Annotated in this window: 18 protein-coding genes; 11 read left to right on the plus strand and 7 right to left on the minus strand. The window is 62.7% G+C overall.

Going from position 1 to position 22,667, the window contains the following annotated elements:
• Positions 1–70: 70 nt before the first annotated feature.
• From KQI17_RS10185 to nifJ, 3 genes are all read right to left on the minus strand, one after another.
• Positions 71–1,825: an NADH-dependent [FeFe] hydrogenase, group A6 gene (locus KQI17_RS10185; protein ID WP_216496088.1), complete on the minus strand. Its 1,755-nt coding sequence runs from the start codon at positions 1,823–1,825 to the stop codon at positions 71–73.
• On the minus strand, positions 1,819–3,654 hold the full coding sequence (locus KQI17_RS10190; protein ID WP_216496090.1) for an NAD(P)-binding protein: 1,836 nt from the start codon (positions 3,652–3,654) through the stop codon (positions 1,819–1,821). Before KQI17_RS10190 ends, KQI17_RS10185 begins: the two co-directional genes overlap by 7 nt.
• A gap of 197 nt (positions 3,655–3,851) precedes the next feature.
• Complete coding sequence (gene nifJ / locus KQI17_RS10195; RefSeq protein ID WP_216496091.1) at positions 3,852–7,475, minus strand: pyruvate:ferredoxin (flavodoxin) oxidoreductase; 3,624 nt, start codon at positions 7,473–7,475, stop codon at positions 3,852–3,854.
• Positions 7,476–7,798: 323 nt separating this feature from the next.
• On the opposite strand from nifJ, the gene KQI17_RS10200 reads away from it, so the two are divergent.
• The 7 genes from KQI17_RS10200 (at position 7,799) to KQI17_RS10220 (ending at position 13,279) form a co-directional block, all read left to right on the plus strand.
• Positions 7,799–9,322: a YifB family Mg chelatase-like AAA ATPase gene (locus KQI17_RS10200; RefSeq protein WP_216496093.1), complete on the plus strand. Its 1,524-nt coding sequence runs from the start codon at positions 7,799–7,801 to the stop codon at positions 9,320–9,322.
• Complete coding sequence (locus KQI17_RS10205; protein WP_216496095.1) at positions 9,322–9,867, plus strand: hypothetical protein; 546 nt, start codon at positions 9,322–9,324, stop codon at positions 9,865–9,867. Before KQI17_RS10200 ends, KQI17_RS10205 begins: the two co-directional genes overlap by 1 nt.
• Positions 9,860–11,032, plus strand: a complete 1,173-nt coding sequence (thiI, locus tag KQI17_RS10210; protein WP_216496097.1) for a tRNA uracil 4-sulfurtransferase ThiI — start codon at positions 9,860–9,862, stop codon at positions 11,030–11,032. Before KQI17_RS10205 ends, thiI begins: the two co-directional genes overlap by 8 nt.
• Positions 11,033–11,043: 11 nt before the next feature.
• A complete protein-coding gene (locus tag KQI17_RS13800) occupies positions 11,044–11,169 on the plus strand; it encodes a hypothetical protein (RefSeq protein ID WP_256445995.1) in 126 nt (41 codons plus the stop codon).
• An 89-nt stretch (positions 11,170–11,258) separates the two neighbouring features.
• Entirely contained in the window at positions 11,259–11,384 is a 126-nt protein-coding gene (locus tag KQI17_RS13805) for a hypothetical protein (RefSeq protein WP_256445995.1), read from the plus strand.
• Between the two features lie 89 nt (positions 11,385–11,473).
• Positions 11,474–12,715: a competence/damage-inducible protein A gene (locus tag KQI17_RS10215; RefSeq protein WP_216496098.1), complete on the plus strand. Its 1,242-nt coding sequence runs from the start codon at positions 11,474–11,476 to the stop codon at positions 12,713–12,715.
• A 153-nt stretch (positions 12,716–12,868) separates the two neighbouring features.
• Entirely contained in the window at positions 12,869–13,279 is a 411-nt protein-coding gene (locus tag KQI17_RS10220; RefSeq protein ID WP_022018399.1) for an ATP-binding protein, read from the plus strand.
• Between the two features lie 45 nt (positions 13,280–13,324).
• On the opposite strand, the gene KQI17_RS10225 is transcribed toward KQI17_RS10220, so the two are convergent.
• Positions 13,325–14,365: an S-layer homology domain-containing protein gene (locus tag KQI17_RS10225; protein ID WP_216496099.1), complete on the minus strand. Its 1,041-nt coding sequence runs from the start codon at positions 14,363–14,365 to the stop codon at positions 13,325–13,327.
• A 230-nt stretch (positions 14,366–14,595) separates the two neighbouring features.
• Between KQI17_RS10225 and KQI17_RS10230 the strand changes: the two genes are divergently transcribed.
• The gene (locus tag KQI17_RS10230) at positions 14,596–15,810 is read left to right on the plus strand and encodes a hypothetical protein (RefSeq protein WP_216496100.1); all 1,215 of its coding nucleotides are present in this window, start codon (positions 14,596–14,598) and stop codon (positions 15,808–15,810) included.
• Positions 15,811–15,868: 58 nt separating this feature from the next.
• Here the strand turns inward: KQI17_RS10230 and KQI17_RS10235 are convergent, their stop codons facing one another.
• From KQI17_RS10235 to KQI17_RS10245, 3 genes are all read right to left on the minus strand, one after another.
• Positions 15,869–16,303: an Lrp/AsnC family transcriptional regulator gene (locus tag KQI17_RS10235; protein WP_022017969.1), complete on the minus strand. Its 435-nt coding sequence runs from the start codon at positions 16,301–16,303 to the stop codon at positions 15,869–15,871.
• A 28-nt stretch (positions 16,304–16,331) separates the two neighbouring features.
• Positions 16,332–17,558, minus strand: coding sequence for an imidazolonepropionase (gene hutI, locus KQI17_RS10240; protein WP_216496102.1), 1,227 nt, complete (start codon positions 17,556–17,558; stop codon positions 16,332–16,334).
• 92 nt (positions 17,559–17,650) lie between these two features.
• Positions 17,651–19,672: a urocanate hydratase gene (locus KQI17_RS10245; protein ID WP_216496103.1), complete on the minus strand. Its 2,022-nt coding sequence runs from the start codon at positions 19,670–19,672 to the stop codon at positions 17,651–17,653.
• Between the two features lie 180 nt (positions 19,673–19,852).
• On the opposite strand from KQI17_RS10245, the gene KQI17_RS10250 reads away from it, so the two are divergent.
• The 3 genes from KQI17_RS10250 to KQI17_RS10260 all read left to right on the plus strand — a co-directional run bounded on the left by KQI17_RS10250 (position 19,853) and on the right by KQI17_RS10260 (position 22,601).
• Complete coding sequence (locus KQI17_RS10250) at positions 19,853–20,728, plus strand: LysR family transcriptional regulator (protein WP_216496105.1); 876 nt, start codon at positions 19,853–19,855, stop codon at positions 20,726–20,728.
• Positions 20,729–20,882: 154 nt separating this feature from the next.
• Complete coding sequence (gene ftcD, locus KQI17_RS10255) at positions 20,883–21,794, plus strand: glutamate formimidoyltransferase (protein WP_022017965.1); 912 nt, start codon at positions 20,883–20,885, stop codon at positions 21,792–21,794.
• A gap of 174 nt (positions 21,795–21,968) precedes the next feature.
• Positions 21,969–22,601 (plus strand): cyclodeaminase/cyclohydrolase family protein, encoded by a 633-nt coding sequence (locus tag KQI17_RS10260; protein ID WP_216496106.1) that lies wholly within the window; start codon positions 21,969–21,971, stop codon positions 22,599–22,601.
• Positions 22,602–22,667 lie beyond the last annotated feature (66 nt).

The following is a 22,667-nucleotide window of genomic DNA, read 5'->3' on the forward strand; positions in this document are numbered from 1 at the left end:
AAAAGCTACTGTTATTTGCAAAAAGATAAAAATTCGGAAAAGCGCGGCGAACGCCGCGCTTTTCGCTTGCTTATTGTCCTCTCTGCGCCTGCGGCATCTCCCATGCCAGATGGTCGGTGTGGAGCAGATGATGCGATTTCTCTCCGAGGGGCTTGCCGAGATAGTCGCGATAGAGCGCCTGCACGTCAGGATTTTCGTGCGAGAAGCGCAGCGCTTCGCCCTTGTCGAGCCGCCAGAGCACACCGCCGCGTGTCTCCGCCAGCTCCTGCCCGTCATGAATGGGCTGACCGCCTCCGCCCGCGCAGCCGCCGGGACAGGCCATGACCTCGACAAAGTCATAGCTGACCTCGCCCCGCTCAAGGGCGTTGAGCAGCTTCCGCGCGTTGCCGAGTCCGCTCACCACCGCGACCTTCACCTCGCCCGCCGTAGGAATGCTGAAGCTCGCCTCCTTCCAGCCGTCCATGCCGCGCACGGCGGTGAAGGCGTCGGGATCGGGGTTCTCGCCGGTCACGAGGTAGTACGCCGAGCGGAGCGCGGCGTCCATCACGCCGCCGGTCGCACCGAACACGACCGCCGCGCCCGTGCCGCTGCCGAGCGGGGAGTCGAACTCCTCCTCCGGCAGATGGACAGGGGAAATGTGGTTCGCGCGGAGCATGATGTCCAGCTCGCGTGTGGTGATGCTCACATCGACATCGGGAATGCCGTCCTCACCGCGCATGGTCGGAAGCGCACACTCGCTTTTCTTTGCGACGCACGGCATGATGGACACGACGAACAGCCGCTTGGGATCAATGCCGATCTTCTCGGCAAAGTAGGTCTTGGCAATGGCGCCGAACATCTGCTGCGGGGACTTCGCGGTGGAAAGCTCCTCTGTCCGCTCGGGGTACTGCGACTTGAGGAAGCGCACCCAGCCCGGGCAGCAGGAGGTGAACATCGGCCAGCGGTAGTCCTTTTTGTGCGTGAAGCGTTCGAGAAATTCGCTGCCCTCCTCCATGATGGTCAGGTCGGCGGCAAAGTCGGTGTCGAACACATAGTTGAAGCCCAGCTCGCGCAGAGCAGCCGCCATGCGCTTGGGCGTGGCAAACTCCGGCGAAAGGTTGAACTGCTCCGCCCAGGCCGCGCGCACCGCCGGTGCGACCTGCACGACCGTGACGGTGTTGGGGTCGTCGATGGCGTCAAAGACGATTCCCGTGTCGTCGCGCTCCCGCAGCGCCGCCGTGGGGCAATGCGTGATGCACTGGCCGCAGTAGGTGCATTCCGTATCCTGGATGCGGCGATTGCGCGAGGCGTCCACCGTCGCGCGGGAGCCGGTGCCGAGCAGATCCCATATCTTCACGGTCTGTACGTTCTCGCAGATCTGGATGCAGCGCATACACTTCACGCACTTGTCGTTCTCGCGGATGAGCGGCGTGGAGTAGTCCACCGCCTCCCGGCGCAGCTTGGTGGGATAGTGCTCGCCGCGCATATTGAAGTCGTTCGCGAGCGACTGCAGCGTGCAGTTGCCGCTGCGCGAGCAGCTCGTGCAGCTCGTGTCGTGCTCGGAGAGGATCAGCCGCAGGTTGGCGCGGCGCGCCTCGCGCGCCATGGGGCTGTTGGTAAAGACCTCCATGCCGTCCGCCACCACATTGTCGCACGCGGGGACAAGGCGCTCCATGCCCTTGACCTCCACGCAGCACAGACGGCAGGCAGCGATCTCGTTGACGTCCTTTAAGTAGCAGAGCGTCGGAATGTTGATGTTGAGCATTCGCGCGGCCTCGAGGATCGTGGTCGTCTCGGGCACCGTGATGCTCTTATGGTCGATGGTCAGCGTCACATTCTTTACCATTTGCCCTTCCTCCCTCCGCGGAAAATGCCGTAGCCGAAGTGGTCGCAGCGCAGGCAGCGGGACGCCTCGGCGTAAGCCTCCTCGTCCGTCAGGCCGCACTCGATGCACTTGAAGTCGCGCTTGCGCTCGTCGGCCTCGCGCTCGGTGGTGTTGATGCGGCCATGGGGCGGCTTGTTGTTCAGCCGTGCAGTTGGGACCTCCACACCCACGTCGATGACATGGTGATAGCCGAGGTATTCGTCGATGTTCGCCGCCGCGACCTTGCCCGCCGCGATGGCGCGGATGACGGTGGCCGGACCCGTGACGCAGTCGCCGCCGGCAAATACGCCGTCCATGTTGTCGATCTGGCCGCTGGCCTCGGCAACAAAGGCGCCGCGCTTGATGGTGATCTTGCTCTGCTCGAAGCCGTGTGTTTCCACGCCCTGTCCGATGGCGACTACGATCCCATCCGCCGCGATGCGCTTTTCAAAGAGCTTTGCCTTCTCCGGCTTGGGCCGGCCCTTATCATCCATCTCGCCGATGATCTGCGGCTGCGTCCAGAGCGCGACCGCATGGCCCTGCCCGTTCGTCTCGATGCGCACGGGGGCCTGCAATGTGACCAGTTCCACGCCCTCGGCGACCGCGCCCTCGACCTCCTCGGGCAGCGCGGTCATATCCTCCCGGCGGCGGCGATAGACGCAACTCACCTTACGCGCGCCGAGGCGCACTGCGCTGCGGCATACATCCATCGCGACGTTGCCGCCGCCGATGACCACGATCTCCTTGCCGCGGAAATCGGGCATGTGATCGTCGCCAATCTCGCGCAGCATCTCGACCGCGGACATGACGCCCTCGGCGTCCTCGCCTTCGATGCCGGTCTTTTTATCCGTGTGTGCGCCGAGTGCAAGATAGAGCGCGTCGTACCGGCTGCGCAGCTCGTCGAAGGTAATCTCGTTGCCGACGTCCACATTGACCTTCGCATCAATGCCGACGGAGAGGAGCGACGCGATCTCCGCGTCCAGGATCTCGCGCGGCAGACGGTAGGCGGGAATGCCGTAGCGCAGCATACCGCCGAGCTTCGCCCGCTTTTCATACACCGTGACCTTGTGGCCCATCAGCGCGAGATAGTACGCCGCAGAAAGACCGCTCGGCCCGCCGCCGACGATGGCGACCGTCTTGCCGGTCTCCTCAGCGCAGGCGGGATGGGGCACATAGCCCGCGTGGTCCACCGCGTAGCGCTTGAGTCCGCGAATGTTCACCGCGTCGTCGATCATGTTGCGGCGGCAGCGCGCCTCACAGGGATGCTCGCAGATGTACGCGCAGGCGGAGGGGAAGGGGTTATCCTGCCGGATGAGCCGCACAGCGTCCGCGTAGCGGCCATACTTCACCAGCACGGTGTAGCCCGGAATGTCCACGCCCGCAGGGCACAGCGCCACGCAGGGGACAGGATTCTGCATCCCGCCGAGGCAGCGGTGGCGCAGAACGTGCTCTTCATAGTCGTCGCGGAAGCCCTGGATGCCGTCGAGCACCAGCCGCGCCGCGTCGCGCCCGATGGCGCAGTCCGCGCTGTTGACGATCACGCGCGCCGTGCGCTCGATGAGCGCGATGGTCTCCATCGTCGCCTTGCCGTCGAGCACGCTCTCCATCAAATCGGAGAGCTGAGCGAGGCCGACGCGGCAGGGCACGCACTTGCCGCAGGTCTGCGCGTGGCAGAGGTTCAAAAAGTTCATCGCAAGATCCACCGGGCACAGTCCCGGAGGGCTGGCGGCAATGCGCCGCTCCACGTCGCGGTACAGTCCGTCGATCACGGTCTGGGCGCGCGACGGCGTCATAATGTCAAGTCTCGACAAAACCTTCACACCTTTCCGAATCGCAAAACGCGGGCACATCCTATGGCGCGCCCGCTGTCTTTTAATTATAGAACATTTCTATAGGTGATGTAAAGATAAATTTTTTATACAAATCGCCAAAAATGTAGGCTGTCTCTGCCTTTCTCCGCGCAAAAAGGAGGGCTGCCCTTCGGCAGCCCTCCTGAATGGGACCTTGCTTACTTCTTGTCGTACATATCAATGAGCTTGACGAGGTGCTCGTAGCGCTCCTTGGCGGCTTCCTCGTTGCGGGCAAACAGGGTGTCGGCGCGCTCGGGGAACTCGCGGGTCAGGCGGCTGTAACGGGCCTCGTTCATCAGGAACTCCTGATAGCCGCCCGCAGGCGCCTTGGAGTCGAGGGTGAACTTCTGCTCGGCAGCGGGGTTGAAGCGGAACAGGTTCCAGTAACCGCACTCGACGGCCTTCTTCATTTCCTTCTGGCAGTTCATCATGCCGCCCTTGATGGAGTGCATCTCGCAGGGGCTGTAGCCGATGATGAGGGACGGGCCGGGATAAGCCTCGGCCTCGCAGATGGCCTTGATGGTCTGCGCGGGGTTGGCGCCCATGGCGACCTGCGCGACGTAGACGTAGCCATACTGCATCGCGATCTCGGAGAGGCTCTTCTTCTTGGTCTCCTTACCGGCTGCCGCAAACTGCGCGACCTGACCGATGTTGGAAGCCTTGGACGCCTGTCCGCCGGTATTGGAGTAGACCTCGGTATCAAAGACGAAGATGTTGACGTCCTTGTTCTGGGCGATGACGTGGTCGAGACCGCCGTAACCGATATCGTAGGCCCAGCCGTCGCCGCCGAAGATCCACTGGGACTTCTTGGCGAGGTATTCCTTCTTGTCGAGAATCTCGGCGACCAGCTTGCAGGCGGCGCAGTCACAGAACTTCTCGCCCTTGGCCTTGAGCTCGGCGGCGTGCTCAGCAAACTGCGGAACAGCGGCAAGCTCGTCGACGGTGGCGATGCTCGCCATCAGCGCGGCAACATAAGCCTTGGTCGCCTCGGCGTTGGCCTTGCCGTCGGTGAAGGTGTCGAGCCACTTCTGCGCGGCTTCCTTGAGCTCGGGACGCGCCCACTCGACAGCGATCAGCTCGCGGGTCTTGTCGGCAAGATCCTCACGGAGCTTCTCCTGACCGATGAACATACCGAAGCCATGCTCGGCATTGTCCTCGAACAGGGAGTTGCACCACGCGGGACCGTGGCCGTTCTTATCCGTGCAGTACGGGGAGGTAGCGCCGGGGCCGCCCCAAATGGACGAGCAGCCGGTGGCGTTGGAGATGTACATACGGTCGCCGAAGAGCTGGGTGATGAGACGCGCGTAGCTCGTCTCGGCGCAGCCGGCGCAGGAGCCGGAGAACTCGAGCATGGGCTGCATGAACTGGCTGCCCTTGACGGTGGTATCCTGCATATCGGCCTTGGGCGCGACCTCGTCGACGCAGTAGTCGAAGACCTCCTGCTGCTTGAGCTCGCCCTCCTGCGGGACCATGGTCAGCGCGCCGACCGGGCACTGGCCGATGCAGACGCCGCAGCCCATGCAGTCGAGCGGGGAGATGGCCATGGTGTACTTATAGACGCCCTTGCCCTTACCGGCCTTGATGTCAACGATCTTGGCAGCGGCGGGAGCGTTCTTGGCCTCCTCCTCAGTGAGAGCGAAGGGACGGATGGTAGCGTGCGGGCAGACGTAGGCACAGTTGTTGCACTGGATGCACTTGGTCTCGTCCCAGGTGGGAACGGAGACGGCGACGCCGCGCTTCTCGTAAGCGGCAGCACCCAGCTCCCACTGGCCGTCCACGTGCGGCATGAAGGCGGAAACCGGCAGGCTGTCGCCGTCCATGCGGTCGATGGGGTCGAGAATGTCCTTGACCTGCTTGACCAGCTCCGGCTTACCCTTGAGCACCTCGGCCTTGTCCTCGTCCACGGCGTTGGCCCAGTCGGCGGGAACGTCGATCTTCTTGTAGGCGGTGGCGCCGAGGTCGATGGCCTTGTGGTTCATATCGACGATGTCCTGGCCCTTCTTCAGGTAGGAGTGCGTCGCGGCATCCTTCATGTACTGGATGGCCTGCTCCTCGGGCATGACCTTGGCGAGGGAGAAGAACGCGGACTGAAGGATGGTGTTGTTGCGCTTGCCCATGCCGATCTCGATGGCGAGGTCGATGGCGTTGATGGTGTAGAGCTGGATGTTATTCCTGGCGATGTAGCGCTTGGCGTCCGCGTTGAGGTGATGGTTCAGCTCATCGAAATCCCACTGGCAGTTGATCATGAACACGCCGCCGGGCTTGACGTCGTCGACCATCTTGAAGCCCTTGATGATGTAGCTGGGGTTGTGGCAGGCGACAAAGTCAGCCTTGTTGATGTAGTAGGGGCTCTTGATGGGCTTGTCGCCGAAGCGCAGGTGGCTGATGGTCACGCCGCCGGTCTTCTTGGAGTCATACTGGAAGTAGGCCTGAACGTACTTGTCGGTATGGTCGCCGATGATCTTGATGGAGTTCTTGTTCGCGCCGACGGTACCGTCGCCGCCGAGACCCCAGAACTTGCACTCGATGGTGCCTTCCGCCGCGGTGTTCGGGCAGTTCTTGTCCTCGGGGAGGGAGAGGCCGGTCACGTCATCGACGATGCCGATGGTGAACTGACGCTTCATCTCGTCCTTCTTCAGCTCGCTGTAAACGGCGAAGACGGAAGCGGGCGGGGTATCCTTGGAGCCGAGACCGTAACGGCCGCCGATGACCTGAATGTCGGTCTTGCCGGCGTTGGCGAGCGCGGTGACGACGTCGAGGTACAGGGGCTCACCCTGTGCGCCGGGCTCCTTGGTGCGGTCGAGGACAGCGATCTTCTTGCAGGTCGCGGGAATGGCCTCGATCAGGCGCTCGGCCTTGAACGGACGGTACAGGCGGACCTTGATGAGACCGACCTTTTCGCCGTGGGCGTTGAGGTAGTCGATAACCTCCTCGGCCACGTCGCAGATGGAGCCCATCGCGATGATGACGCGGTCGGCGTCGGGCGCGCCGTAGTAGTTGAACAGCTTATAGTCGGTGCCGAGCTTGGCGTTGATCTTGTCCATGTAGGACTCAACGACCTCGGGCAGCGCGTCATAATACTGGTTGCAGGCTTCACGATGCTGGAAGAAGGTATCGCCGTTCTCGTGGGAGCCGCGCATATGGGGATGCTCGGGATTGAGGGCGTGCTCACGGAAGGCCTTGACGGCGTCCATGTCGCACATCTCGGCGAGGTCCTTATAATCCCAGACCGCGATCTTCTGGATCTCGTGGCTGGTGCGGAAGCCGTCGAAGAAGTTGATGAAGGGGACCTTGCCGGTCAGCGCCGCGAGATGGGCGACCGGGCTGAGGTCCATGACCTCCTGCACGTTGCCCTCGCAGAGCATGGCAAAGCCGGTCTGGCGGCAGGCCATCACGTCGGAATGGTCACCGAAGATGTTCAGCGCGTGGGTAGAAACGGTACGTGCGGAAACATGGAACACGCAGGGAAGCTGCTCGGCAGCGATCTTGTACATATTGGGGATCATCAGCAGCAGGCCCTGAGACGCCGTGTACGTGGTCGTCAGAGCGCCGGTGCCGAGGGAGCCGTGCACCGCGCCGGCCGCGCCAGCCTCGGACTGCATCTCGACGACCTTCACGCGGGTGCCGAAGATGTTCTTCAATCCGTTGGCGCTCCACTGGTCAACAAAGTCGGCCATGGGGCTCGAGGGGGTGATGGGGTAAATCGCGGCAACTTCGCTGAACGCATAGGATACATGCGCGGCAGCGTTATTACCGTCCATGGACTTCATTTTTCTTGCCATAAATGAAACCTCCTGTTATATTCGCCGCCGGGGAGCGGCGTTTTTCGCGTCATTACGCAAAAACTGACGCTATTATCATAGCACGATTTTCACCCGCTGTAAACGTCACTTTCGCAAAAAACATTCATTTTTTTGCAGGATTTTATTTACATTTGGTAAGACTCTCCACATTTTTGCAATTAAATATTCAAAACATTTAATATTAACTCCTGTTTTGCAGGATATCATTCCTTTCCCCTCCGCGCCCCGCGCCGCGCTTGCCTTATGCGGCAAACTGTGGTAAACTGAAAATAAGAAAACAGGCAAGGAAAGGACGGCAGCGTATGGTCACAACGGTGCGTTCCCTCGGTTTGCAGGGCATTTCCGGTTATGAGGTCACGGTGGAGTGCTTCCTCTCGGGCGGGCTTCCCGCATTCGACGTGGTCGGCCTCGGCGACACGGCGGTGAAGGAGGCGCGCGAGCGCGTCCGCGCGGCGATCAAAAACTGCGGAGCGAAGTTCCCCGTCAGCCGCATCACGGTCAACCTTGCGCCCGCGAACCTGAAGAAAGAGGGCACGGTCTACGACCTTCCGCTGCTGCTCGGTATCCTCGCGGGCGAGGGTGAGATCGACGCGCCGGACCCGGCCTCCGCGTTCATCGGTGAGCTGTCGCTCACCGGCGCGCTGCGCCCCATCAGCGGTGTGCTGCCGATGGCGATGGCTGCGGCGCGTGCGGGCGTGAAGACCCTTTATGTCCCTGCGGCGAACGCCGCCGAGGCGACGCTGGCCGCAGGCCTGACCGTCTACGGCGTGGAAAACGCGCCGCAGCTTCTGCGCCATCTGCGCGGCGAGGAGCGGCTCTCCCCTGCGCAGCGCTGGGAGCCGACGGTCGAGGCGGACAGCGTTCCCGATTTCGCCGACGTCATGGGACAGGAGAATGTCAAGCGCGCGCTGGAGATCGCCGCCGCAGGCTCCCACAACGTGCTCCTCATCGGCTCGCCCGGTGCGGGCAAGTCCATGCTCGCGCGGCGTCTGCCCTCCATTCTCCCCGACATGACGCACGAGGAGGCGTTGGAGTCCACCGAGATCTGGTCGGTCGCGGGACTGACCGACAGCAAGCACCCCATGCTCACGCAGCGCCCGTTCCGCTCTCCGCATCACACGCTTTCCGCCGCAGCCATGTCCGGCGGCGGCAGGGCGCTCTCTCCCGGTGAGATTTCCCTCGCCCACCACGGCGTGCTGTTTTTGGACGAGTTTCCCGAGTTCCACCGCGATGTGCTTGAATCCCTCCGCGCGCCGCTCGAGGACGGCGAGGTGACCATCACCCGCGCCGCGGGCAGCGTCACGCTGCCGAGCCGCTTCATGCTCGTGGGCGCCATGAATCCCTGCCGCTGCGGCTGGTACGGGCATCCCTCCGGGCGCTGCCGCTGCTCACAGAAGGACGTGGAGAAATACGTCTCCAAAATTTCCGGCCCGCTGCTCGACCGCATGGACTTACAGGTCAGCGTCCCCTCGGTGGAGTTTGAGGCCATGCGCCGCCGCGAAAAGGCGGAGTCCTCCGCCGCCGTGCGCGAGCGCGTCAACGCCGCGCGGGACATTCAGAAAAAGCGCTTCGCCGGCACGCCCATCACCTGCAATGCCTACATGACCGCGCCGATGGTCGGCGAATTCTGTCGACTCGACGCCGCGGGTGAAAAACTCCTCAAGGGCGCGTTCGACCGCCTCGGGCTCACCGCCCGCAGCCACGATAAGCTGCTGCGCGTCGCGCGCACCATTGCCGACCTCGACGGCAGCGAGAGGATCGAGAGCTTCCACCTTGCCGAGGCCATCCAGTACCGCAACACCGACATTCTGAGAGGAGAAGGATAATGAAAAGGTACTATGCTATGCGTCTTTCCGGCACGATCCTGCTCGCCCACCTGGCGCTCTGCGCCGCATTCCTCCTGCTGCTTATCGCTGCATCCGGCTCAACATCGGCCTTTACGTTCCGCTCGCCCTACGGACTTGTATTGGGGCTGCTGTTCATCGGGTTACCGGCGTTTGCCTTTGGCTGGGGGCTGCGGTCGGCGAAGGACCCCTTTGACAAAAAGCTCTGCTGGAATGCCGCGATGGTGCTCTATGTACTTAACGCGGCCGCTTTCCTGCTTGCGCCGGAGTTCGGCACCGGGAATGTGATCGCTATGTGGTGGGGGATGCCGATGGCTCCCGCGCTCGCGGGACTGAACGCATTTGCCGCGCCGCAGTCCGCCCTCTATCTTTTCGGCGGCGCGCTGCTCGCCGCCGTCGAGCCGCTGTGTCTGACGCTCGGCCTGCTCTCCGGTAAGCGCACAGAGAACGAAATCAAAAATAATACCGGCGCTCCCGCCGAGGCAGCGGAGCACACGGACGATAAGGAGAAGAACCCCCATGCGTGAAATGATCTTGTGCAAGCTCGGCGAGGTGGTCCTCAAGGGCCTCAACCGCCGCAGCTTTGAGGACAAGCTGATCGGAAATCTGCGCCGCCGCACGGCGAAGTGCGGCAATTTCCGCATCTACTCCAAGCAGAGTACCATTTATGTTGAGCCGGTGAACGACGAGAGCGACCTCACCGCCGCCTACGCCGCCTGCAAGCAGGTGTTCGGCGTCATCGCCGTCAGCCGCGCCCTGCCCTGTGAAAAGGACGTGCAGGCCATCATCCGCACCGCCAAGGATTACCTCGCCTCAGAATTTGCCCGCGCGAAGGATTTCAAGGTCGAGAGCAAGCGTGCGGACAAAACCTTCCCGCTCACCTCCATTCAGCTCTCCCAGCAGGTCGGCGGCGCGCTGCATCAGGCGTTCCCGCGCTGCGCGGTCAACGTCCACGACCCCGAGCTGACGGTGTTTATCGAGATCCGCGACGACGCGGCCTACGTCCACGGACCCGCCGAGGCGGGTGCGGGCGGACTGCCCATCGGCATGGGCGGCAGCGCCGTGTCGCTCCTCTCCGGCGGCATCGACTCGCCCGTCGCCTCCTACATGATGGCAAAGCGCGGCGTATCGCTCGAAATGGTCCATTTCTTCTCCCCGCCATACACCTCCGACGCCGCCAAGGAAAAGGTGCTCGAGCTCGCGCAGCTGCTCACGCCGTGGTGCGGGCGGCTGACCGTCCACATCGTGCCGTTCACCGAAATTCAGGAACAAATTCGTATGAACTGCCCCGAGGACCATTTCACGCTCATCATGCGCCGCTTTATGATGCGCCTTGCCCAGCGCGTGGCAGACGAGGTGCGCGCCAAGGCGCTCGTCACCGGCGAATGCCTCGGGCAGGTCGCCAGCCAGACAATGGAGGCCCTGCGCGTGAGCGAGGACGTGGCGGAGCTGCCCGTCCTGCGCCCGCTCATCGGTATGGACAAGGAGGAGATCATCCGCATCTCCCGCAAGATCGGCACATTCGACACGTCCATTCTCCCCTATGAGGACTGCTGTACTGTCTTTACCCCGCGCCATCCCAAGACCAAGCCCCATGTGGAGGAGGTGCGCGAGCTGGAGGCCGTGCTGGACATCGACGCGCTGTGCGACCGCGCGATGGCGGGCCGTGAGCGCGTGCGGATCAAGCTGTAAGGAGGCTTCCCATGTCCCATACCGCTGAACTCATTGCCGTCGGCACCGAAATCCTTCTCGGCAACATCGCCAACGCCCCACGCGATCGCGGATCGCGCGGGGACCCCGATCTGAATAAAAATCCTCGGGCGAAATGAATTCGCCCTCCGGAAATACTTCGCTGACGCTTCGCATTTGCGGCGGCACTCGCCGCCGTTGTCCGTGTTGGCGATTTAGGAGGCTTCCCATGTCCCACACCGCTGAACTCATTGCCGTCGGCACCGAGATTCTCCTCGGCAACATCGCCAACGCCCCACGCGATCGCGGATCGCGCGGGGACCCCGATCTGAATAAAAATCCTCGGGCGAAATGAATTCGCCCTCCGGAAATACTTCGCTGACGCTTCGCATTTGCGGCGGCACTCGCCGCCGTTGTCCGTGTTGGCGATTTAGGAGGCTTCCCATGTCCCATACCGCTGAACTCATTGCCGTCGGCACCGAGATCCTTCTCGGCAACATCGCCAACACGGACGCGCAGATGCTCTCGGAGGAGCTCGCCGCGCTCGGCGTCAACGTGCTCTATCACACCGTCGTCGGCGACAATCCCACGCGCCTTGCCGAGGCATTGGAGCTTGCGCGCCGCCGCGTGGACATCGTCATTACCACGGGCGGTCTCGGTCCGACCTACGACGACCTCACCAAGCAGACCATCTGCACCGTGTTCGGGCGCAAAAACGTCTTTCACCCCGAGATCGCCGACGCCCTGCGCACGCACTTCGCCTCCATCGGGCGCGAGCTGACGGAGAACAATCTCCAGCAGGCCTACCTGCCGGAAAACTGCACCATTTTCCGCAACCACAACGGCACCGCCCCGGGCTGCGGCTTCTGTGAGGGCGGCGTACACGTCCTCATGCTCCCCGGTCCGCCGCACGAGTGCCGCAAAATGTTCCGGACCGGCGCGATCCCCTATCTGCGCGCGCTTTCCGACGAGATCATCGTCTCCCATTCCCTGCGCATCTACGGGCAGGGCGAGAGCCAGATCGAGGCAATGCTGCACGACAGGATCGCCTCGATGGTCAACCCCAGCGTTGCGCCCTACGCCAAGCCCGACGAGTGTATGCTGCGCGTGACCGCCAAGGCGAAGAGCGAGGCGGAGGCCGAGGAGATGCTGCGCGGCGCGATCGAAGAGGTCATGCCCGTCATCGGCGAGTGGGTCTACGGCATTGACGTCGGCAGCCTGGAGGAGGTCGTCTCCGTCCTGCTGCGTGAGAAGGGACGGACGCTCGCCGCCGCGGAGAGCTGCACCGGCGGCCTTATCGCCAAGCGCATGACCGATCTCCCCGGCGCGTCGCAGGTCTTCATGGGCGGCGTCGTGAGCTATACGAACTTCGTCAAGGCCAATGTGCTCGGCGTGCCGCAGGCTCTGCTCGACGAGCACGGCGCGGTCAGCGAGCCGGTCGCTCGCGCGATGGCCGAGGGCGTCCGCGCCGTCACCGGCGCGGACTACGGCATCTCCGTCACCGGTGTCGCAGGGCCCGACAGCGACGAGCGCGGCAACGCGGTCGGCACCGTCTACATCGGCCTTGCCGGCCCGGACGGGACGCTTTGCCGCCTCTGTCCTTTCGGCAAACGCTCGCGCGAGCGCATCCGCGGTCAGAGCGCCAACACGGCTTTCGACCTGCTGCGCCGCGAGCTTCGGAAATAAGCAAAAACGACCTCTCCGCCGCGCGCGACGGTGCAAAATGAATAAATTGCAAATTTTACTTTCCGCATTGCAAAGCCGATCATTTTGTGCTATGCTTGACGCAAGGATACCGTACCGCCGCGGTACGGATGTTATGCAAAGGAGTGATTTCTTATGGTCAGACTTATCATGGGTGAAAAGGGCACCGGCAAGACCAAAAAGCTCATCGAGCTTATCAACGCCTCTGCTGCCGAGGAAAACGGCAATGTGGTGTGCATTGAGGCCAAGTCCACGATGACCTTCGACATCCATTATCACGTTCGTCTCATTTCTGCCGACGAATATCAGATCACCACTTACGAGGGCCTGCGCGGCTTCGTCAGCGGTCTGTATGCCGGCAATTACGATATTTCCCACATCTTCATCGACAACCTCTTCAAGATCGTCGGCGGCGACTGCAATCAGGCGGCGGACGACTTCCTGGATTGGCTCAACCGCTTCAGCAACAACCACGGCGTCAAGTTCACCGTTTCGGTCTCCGGCGACCCCGGCCTTGCGACCGACGGAATGCAGAAGTACCTGTAACGCCAAAACCGCAAAGGGAGACGGCTTCTTGCCGTCCCCCTTTTTTTATTTCAGTACATAGACATTGCCGATGCCCAGCAGGCGGCACAGCTCCGTCTTTTCGGCGATGTCCGTCTCGCTCTCGTACCATACGACCGTGACCGAGCCGTCCTTCTCCGTGCGGTAGCCGCACGAGCTTTCGTGCTGCGCCGAGCGGTGCGTGCGCAGCGTGCCCTCGGACAGCAGCTCGATCAGCTCGCCCTCGGTCAGCTCGCGTGTGTCCGTTACCGCTCCCGCACGGGTCACCTGCAGCAGCGGCACGGCGCGCAGCGCCACGCTGCCGCCCTCACCCGCCCTGACCGCCGCCGTGTAGACCGCCTCCATCGGCGCGCGCGGACTGACCGGCACGCTGCCGGACTCCTCCGTGATGCTCCCGGCGGTCACGCAGCCGGACGGCGCGCTTCCGTCCGCCGCTTCCGTGACCTTGATCGCGGCGTGCAGCCGGTCATAGGTGCGCAGCAGCACGGCAGCCGCCTGCTCGCGCGTCGCTTCCTTTTTCGGCTCGAAGTTGTATGCGCTCACGCCCTTGATGATGCCCATGCGGTAGGCAAGCGCGACATAGCCCTGCGCCACGGAGACATCCGAAAACGGGCAGTCGTCCGCCGCCGCACCCGACAGCACGGCGAGCCCCAGCGCGCGCACGGTCATCTTCGCCATCTCCTCGCGAGTGATCGCATCATTCGGACGGCATTGGCGGCTCTCGCCTGTCAATGCGCCGTGGGCGTAGGCCGTCTCGATGGCGCTGTAATACCACTTCGCCGTATCCTGATTGTCCGTAAAGCTGCCCTTCTCCGGCGTGACGAGCTCCCAGCTCATCAGACGGCAGAGCGCCGTGGCGTAAGCCGCGCGGGTCATCGTCCGTCCGAGGCCGAACCTGCCTCCGCCGACTCCCTGCAGCAGCCCGGTCTGCGCGCAGCGCCGGATGCTCTGCGCCGCCCAATGGCTTTCCGGCACGTCGGAAAAGCCCGCCGTTCCCGCTGCGCCGACGCTCAGCGTCAGCAGCAGCGCCAGCACAAGTGCCGTCAGGCACCTCCAAAGACGCATCATATCTTGTTCCGTCCTTTCCGGTGTTCGTCCGCCCGCCGCCGGTCCGCGCCGTATCCACGCAGCGCGGGCGCTTAATGTCCGCAATGTGCTGTCATTATATGGGAATCGGGCGCAAAAAGCAATCTCTGTTTTGCTCTTTGCGCGTTCTTGACAGTCCTGCTTCTCCGGCATATAATCATCGCGCGGGCCGGCGGCCCGCCAAAACGCACTGCTTTCAAGAGGTATCACGCATGGATAAAGAGAGAGCCCGGCGGCTTTTTCTCACCGCCTTTTTCCTTTTCGCGCTCGCCAACGGTCTGAGCGGCTCCATCATCTCCAACTACTTCAAGGATGTTTTTCAGGTCGATTCCGTTCAGCGCGGCCTGCTGGAGATCCCGCGCGAGCTGCCCGGTGTTGTGGGCGTGTTCGTCATCGCCGCGCTCCCTTCGCTCGGCAACGTCTCGCTCTCCGTTCTCGGCTTCGCGCTGTACTGCGTCGGCCTGCTCGTGCTCGGCCTTTTCTCCCCGGGCTACTTTGTCATGCAGCTCTTCGTCTTCACCTATTCGCTCGGCGACCACATGGTCATGCCCATCCGCGACGCCATCGCCATGGACCTCGCCGACGAGGGCAAGACGGGTACATTTCTCGGACGCTACCGCGGCATGATGACGCTCGGCTCCATGCTGGCCTCGGCGCTTGTGTTCGTGGGCTTCCGCGTCGGCTTTTTCTATTTCCGCACCGGCGTCATCCCCTCGTTCTGCGCTGCGCTGGTATTTCTCATAGTTGCGCTCGCCCTTCTCTGCCGCCTGCGGAAAACGCTGCCCGCGCTGGATGTGCGCAAGCGCAGCGGCGAGCGCAGGAGACTTCCCGTCCGCCGAAGGTACCTGCCCTATTACATCGTCACCGCCGTCTACGGCTTCCAGAAGCGGATGCGCCTTGTCTTTGCTCCATGGGTCATCATCGAGCTTCTCTCGATGGGCGCGGACACGGTGGCGCTGCTCGGCATCGCCGCCTATTTCTGCGGCGGCTGGGTCGCCCCGCTCATCGGAAAGTTTTTAGATCGATACGGTGTGCAGAAGGGGCTCGTGCTGGAGTCCACCGGCGTTGCCGGGGTGTTCCTCTTTGCCGCGTGGGCCGCTTCCGGCATCGTGAACGGCTCGCTGCGCGGCTGGGGCGGCATGGCCGCCGCGTTCGCCTCCTACATTCTCATTTTCCTCACCGACCATTTCAATTCCGTCCACGTCATGCTCATGCGCGAGCTGAGCGAGTCGCCCGCGGACGTGATGGAAAACCTTTCCTTCGGCCTGAGCGTGGACCATGTCCTCGCCGTCACCGTCTCGGGCCTGCTCGGCGCGGTGTGGAAGTATGTCGGACCCCAGTATGTGTTCCTGCTCGGCGCGGCGGTCTGCACCGTCCACCTCGGCGTCGCGCTGTGGCTGAAGCGGCAGCGCCGCGCCGCCGTCTGAGCCTTCTTGATACGTCAAAAGCGTCCCGCCGTCGGCGGGACGCTTTTGTTCTCTTTTCTTACGGCAGGGGGATCTCCTTGATGTCAAAGAGCGTCTTGAGCTCTACCGACGTGCGGGAGTCGCCGTAGGTCTTGATCTCGGCGAGCAGCGCGTCCAGCTCCTTCGTGTCGCGCACGGCGAACTGGAGCAGTGCATTGAACACGCCGATCACATGGTGGTGGCTGATGACCGCGGGGCTCTGCTCGCAGAAGACACAGAACGCAGCGTACTTCTCCGGCTCGAGCGACACGGAGATAAAGCCCGTGATGTTGCAGTCCAGCCGCGTGCGGTCGATGTCGATGCGGTAGCTGCGGATCACGCCGCATTCCTCCATGCGGCGGATGCGCTCGGAGACGGCGGGCGGCGTCAGCCCCACCTGGTCGCCGATGTGGCGCAGGGTGCAGCGGCTGTCCGCCTGTAGGATATTGAGGATCTGATAATCGGTTCGATCCATAGCTTTCTCTCTTTCTCCCTCTTTGCTCTTACATCACGCGGCCACGCTTGATGACCTTCTTGGCAAGGTTGCTGCCGAAGCGGTAGCAGATGTAGTCCAGATCCGGCGCGTCCCAGATGACGAGGTCGCCGAGCTTGCCCGCCTCGACCGTACCGACCTTGTCAGCCATGTCGATGGCCGCGGCGCCGTTGAGCGTTACGGCGGTCAGCACCTCCTCGGGCGTGAGCCGATACTTCAGGCAGCCGAGGTTGATGACGAACTGCATATTCAGGCACGGGCAGGAGCCGGGGTTGAAGTCCGTCGCCATCGCGACGGGCACGCCCGCGTTCACCATGTCGCGCGCGGGCGCGAACACCGCGCCGAGGTTGAAGCTCGTCGCGGGCAGCAGGCAGGCGATCACGCCGCCCTTTGCCATCGCCTCGATGCCCGCGGGCGGGCAGACGATCAGATGCTCCGCGGAGATCGCTCCCAGCTCGCCGGCGAGCTGGCTGCCGCCGATGGCCTCGATCTCGTCGGCGTGGATCTTGGGACGCAGACCGTACTTGAGGCCCGCCTCGAGCACCTGACGGGACTCCTCCACCGTAAAGGTGTCGGCCTCGCAGAACACGTCGCAGAACTTCGCGATGCCCTGCTCCTTAACGAGCGGCATCATCTCCTCGCACACAAGGCGGATGTACTCGGCGCGGTTGGCTTTGTACTCAGCGGGCACAAGGTGCGCGCCCATGAAGGTCGCGACCATGTCCATCGGGTGCTGCTCGTCGAGGTCGCGGATCACACGCAGCGCCTTGAGCTCATGCTCGGTGGCAAGACCGTAGCCGCTCTTGGCCTCGCAGGTGGTCGTGCCGAAGGCCATCATCTCGTCGAGCGCCTTCGCCGCCTTGGCGGTCAACTCCTCCTCGGTGGCTCCGCGCGTGGCGTTGGTGGTGGACTGGATGCCGCCGCCGGCGTTCTGAATTTCGAGGTAGGTCTTGCCGTACAGCTTCATGCCCAGCTCGTTCTGCCGCCAGCCGCCGAAAATGAGGTGCGTATGGGCGTCCACGAGGCCCGGCGTGACGAGCTTTCCCTCGGCGTCGACGATCTCCGCCCCCGCGGCTGCGGGAGCCTCGCCGGTGCCGACGGAGGCGATCACGCCGTCCTCAATGAGCACCCATGCGTCCTTGAGGAATTTGATCTTCCCCTGCTCGCTGCCGCGATGGGCGCTTTTGCCCTCGGGCGTTGCGAGCAGGCCGATGTTTTTCACCAGAAGTTTTTTCATAATATGGCTGTTCCTTTCTTACTGTAAAGGGACCGTTTCCTTGATGATAGCACAAAAAGGGGCATATTGCTATGCCCCTTTTTTGAAATATTTTAGTGCTTCATGCCCTTGACCGCGTCGGCAACGATGGCGTCGTCCGCGAGGTACGGCATGGTGATGTGATCCTGGCCCTCGTACATCTTGTTGTACTCGGCCACGGTGGTCATGGCGTTCTCATTGCGCGCCCAGCTGCGGCGGGCCACGCCGACCATGGTATCCCAAGGCATGGACATACGCAGGATGGTATCGACGCGCTCGGAGCCGTCGAGCACCATGCCGAAGCCGCCGTTGATGGCACGGCCGATGCCGGTGCCGCCGCCGTTGTGCAGCGCGATGTAGCTCATGCCGCGAGCCGCGTTGCCGGCGTAGCACTGAGTCGCCATCTCGGCCATGATGTTGGAGCCGTCCTTGATGTTGCTGGTCTCACGGAAGGGCGCGTCGGTTCCGCCGGTATCGTGATGGTCACGGCCGAGGATGACGGGGCCGATCTCGCCGTTGCGGACCATTTCGTTGAACTTGAGCGCGAGGTTCATGCGGCCCATGGCGTCCTGATAGAGGATGCGGCACTGGGTGCCGACGACCAGCTTATTCTTCTCCGCGTCGCGGACCCAGACGTAGTTGTCGTAGTCCTGATAGCGGCGGTTGTGCGCCTTGATATACTCGGCGGCCGCCATATCGGTCTTGTGCAGGTCCTCGGGGTTGCGGCTCAGGCAGCACCAACGGAACGGGCCGTAGCCGAAGTCGAACAGGCAGGGACCGAGAATGTCTTCGACGTAGGACGGGAAAATGAAGCCGTCGAGGTCGTTCTCGCCGTTCTTGCAGATGCTCTTCACGCCGGTATCGTACACGGCCTTGAGGAAGCTGTTGCCGTAGTCGAAGAAGTAGGTGCCGCGCTCGTGGAACTTGCAAATCATCTCATAGTGATGCTGCAGCGTCTTGTCAACGAGCTTGCGGAAGCCCTCGGGGTCCTTGTCCAGCATCTCGGTGCGCTGGGCGAAGGTGAGGCCCTGCGGGCAGTAGCCGCCGTCGTAGGGGACGTGGCAGGAGGTCTGGTCGCTCATGAGGTCAACGTGAACGTTGTGCTCATAGAGGTACTCGAGCAGATCGACGATGTTGCCGCAGTAGGCAACGGCGCAGGGCTTGCCCGCCTTCTGGTGCTCGAGGGCGATCTTGGTCGCCTCCTCGAGGGAGTCGGTGCGGTGGCTGACCCAGCCCTGGGTGTAGCGGGTGTCGATACGGGAATCGTCGACCTCGGCGATGATGGACGCAGCGCCGGCGATCTCGGCAGCCTTGCCCTGCGCGCCGCTCATGCCGCCTAAGCCCGCGGAGATGAACAGACGGCCGGCGAGGTCCTTGTCGTTGGGGATGCCGAGCTTGAGACGGCCGGCGTTGAGCAGCGTGTTGAACGTGCCGTGGACGATGCCCTGAGGGCCGATGTACATCCAGCCGCCGGCGGTCATCTGACCGTAGTTGGCAACGCCGAGCGCGGCGGCGCGGTTGAAGTTCTCCTGATCGTCGAAGGTGCCGACCATCAGGCCGTTGGAGATGATGACGCGGGGCGCCATCTTGTGGGAGTGGAACAGGCCCAGAGGATGGCCGGACATGACGACCAGCGTCTGCTCGTCGGTCAGCTCTTCAAGGTACTTCTTGATGAGGCGGTACTGCATCCAGTTCTGGCAGACCTGACCGGTCTCGCCGTAGGTGACCAGCTCATAGGGATAGAGCGCAACGTCGAAGTCGAGGTTGTTGTCGATCATGACCTGAATGGCGCGGCCCTCGATGCACTTGCCCTTGTACTCGTCGATGGGCTTGCCGTAGAGCTTGCCCTCGGGACGGAAGCGATAGCCGTAGATGCGGCCGTGCTCCTCGAGCTCGGCGGCGAACTCCTTGGCCATCTGCTCGTGATGGTCGGGGTGGATGTAGCGCAGAGCGTTCTTGATGGCGAGCGCCTTATCGGCCTCGGTCAGGTGGGATTCGCGGCGGGGTGCGCGGCGATAGCAGGATTCCATCTTCGGGTACTCGGGAAGATCGTAGTCCAGCTTGATCGTCATGGCTTCGTCAGCGAGATTGATCATGGGGTGTTCCTCACTTTCTAAAATTTTTCGATTTCTCTCAATTTTCGGTTTTATCTCAAAAGAATCTTGTGCAATTTGCTTTACATCTTGTATTATAGCAAGAACCTGCTATAATGAAAAGAACTTCTATTATATTGTTATCATACTTTTTTAGTATAGCTTGTCAGGAGGCGCATTTCCATGACCATTCGTCAGCTCGAATACTTCTGCGCGGTCGCGGAGGGGCGCAGCATTTCCGCCGCCGCCCGCGCCCTGCACGTCGCCCAGCCGCCCATCTCGCGCCAGATCGCCCAGCTTGAAGCCGAGCTCGGTGTACAGCTTTTCGCCCGCGAGAGCCGCGGCATGAAGCTCACCGAGGCCGGACAGGCGCTCTACCGCCAGAGCCGTTCGCTTTTCCTCAATCTCCGGCGCGTGGAGGAGAACGTCCGCAGCATCGGTGCTGGCGAGGGCGGGCGCATCAACGTCGGCGTCATCTACTCCGCCATGCCCTATGCCCTGCATTATTTGGAGGCGTACCACGCCCGCTATCCCAAGGTCGAGTTCTACATCCGTCTCGGCTCCCCGCAGGACCTTTTGAACGACCTGGACCGCGGCGAGCTGCACGTCCTCTTTCTCCGCCGCTCCACGCAGGAGTCCGGCAGCCTGCACGAGCGCATCCTCGGCGAGGACGCGCTGGAGCTCATCATGACCGCCGCGACCGACCCCGCGCCGGAGCTGGACGCCGTGCCCATCGAGCGGCTGCGCGGCGTGCCGATGTGCCTGCTGCGCTCGGACGATCTCTGGGGCTACAACGATTATCTGATGAAGGAGTGCCGCCGCAGCGGCTTTGAGCCGAACGTGCCCTGCCAGTGCTACGATACGCCCATGGCGATGCAGCTCGTGCGCTCGGGCTTCGGCATCAGCTTTCTGCCGCATTCCATCGTCGAGACGCACCCGAACTCCGGCATCTACGCCAAGCCTCTGCGCGGCATCCCCGCCAAGTCCTACCCCGTCCTCGTCTGGAGTGACGACGTGCAGGGCGCACCCTGCGTGCAGCGCTTCATCGCGGAATCCTGACCGGCGCGGCTTTACTTAAAAAAATTAAGCGCCCCGAAACAAAAGAGAAAGAAAACCTGTTTACGCCCGCCCGGGCACACGGTATAATGACAGCGTAAGCATCAAAATACAGGTCGGAAATTGTCTGACCTGACAAAAACGGAGGAAACTTATCATGGCACGACTGATCGAATGCATCCCCAATTTCAGCTGCTCCAAGGAAAAGGACGAGGCCACCTATAACGAGCTCGTCAAGACCGCGCAGAGCGTCCCCGGCTGCACCCTGTTCGACGCTCAGACCGACGGCAACCACAACCGCTGCGTCTTCACCCTCATCGGCTCCCCCGAGGCCATCGAGGAGGTCGCCTTCCAGCTCACGAAGGTCGCCACCGAGCGCATCGACATGAACAAGCACCACGGCGAGCACAAGCGCATGGGCGCGACCGACGTCATCCCCTTCGTCCCCCAGATGGACGTGACCGTGGAGGAAGCCGTCGAGATGTCCAAGCGCGTCGCCCAGCGCATCTGGGACGAGCTGAAGGTCCCCTCCTTCCTGTATGAGGACAGCGCCACCCGTCCCGAGCGCCGCAACCTTGCCACCTGCCGCAAGGGCGAGTTCGAGGGTATGCCCGAGAAGCTGTTGCAGCCCGAGTGGGCGCCCGACTACGGCGAGCGCAAGATCCACCCCACCGCCGGCATCACCGCCATCGGCGCCCGTATGCCGCTCGTCGCGTTCAACTGCAACCTCGAGACCAGCGACGTTGAGGTCGCCAAGAAGATCGCCAAGGTCATTCGCGGCTCCTCCGGCGGCTTCCGCAGCTGCAAGGCCATGGGCTTCATGCTCGAGGACCGCGGCATCGCGCAGGTCTCCATGAACATGGTCAACTATGAGGATACCCCGCTCTACGTCACCTATGAAATGATCAAGGCTCTGGCCGAGCGCTACGGCACCCGCGTCATCGAGAGTGAGATCGTCGGTCTGACTCCCGCCAAGGCGCTCATCGACTGCGCCGAGTTCTACCTCAAGGCCAAGGACTTCGACTGCAAGAAGCAGGTCATGGAGTATCATTTGATCGACATGGAGTAAAAGCTTCAAAAAAGCGGTTATGCCGCTTTTTTGAGAAAGGCTTCAGCGCGCGGCGCTCACCGCGCCGTGCACTGCAAGGTGTCGCTGCGGACGCGCGCGAGCGCCCTCCGCGACAATCCCACTTTGTTTCGCGCCTGCGGGCGCGAAATGCCACAAGGAAGGACATTGAATTTTATGAAACTTGCTGAACTGACCGTTACCGGCTTTGCCGACATCGTTTCCTCCGACGCGCCTGCGCCGGGCGGCGGCTCCTGCGCCGCGCTCTACGGCGCCATCGGCGCTGCGCTGACCGCCATGGTCGGCGGTCTGACCCAGGGCCGCAAGAAGTACGCCGAGTACGCCGAGCACGCCGCCGAGGTCGAGGCCAAGGGCAACGAGCTCAAGACCCGTCTGCTCGACGTGATGGACCGCGACACCGATGCGTTCAACGTCGTCTCCGCCGCCTTCGGTATGCCCAAGGACACCGACGAGCAGAAAGCCGTGCGCTCCGCCGCCATCCAGAACGGTCTCAAGGGCTGCACCAAGACGCCCATGGAGATGATGGAGCTGATCGACGAGACTCTTACCCTCGCTCACTCCCTGCTCGGCCGCTTCAACGACACCTCCGCGAGCGACCTGGGCGTTGCGTTCCTCTCCCTCAAGGCCGGTATCCAGGGCGCGTGGCTCAACGTGCTCATCAACGTCGGCTCGCTGAAGGATCAGGAGTTTGCCGCCGAGTACCGTGCCCGCGGCGAGAAGCTGCTCGCGCACGCGCTGCCTCTGGCGGACGAGTGCTACGCCGAGATCGTCAAGCTGATCGACGGCTAAAATTTATCTTGCCAAACGCAAAAGGCTTCGGTATCATCGTACCGAAGCCTTTTCGGCAGAAAGAAG

Source organism: Oscillibacter sp. MSJ-31, assembly GCF_018918025.1.
Taxonomy (GTDB): Bacteria; Bacillota; Clostridia; order Oscillospirales; family Oscillospiraceae; genus Hominicoprocola.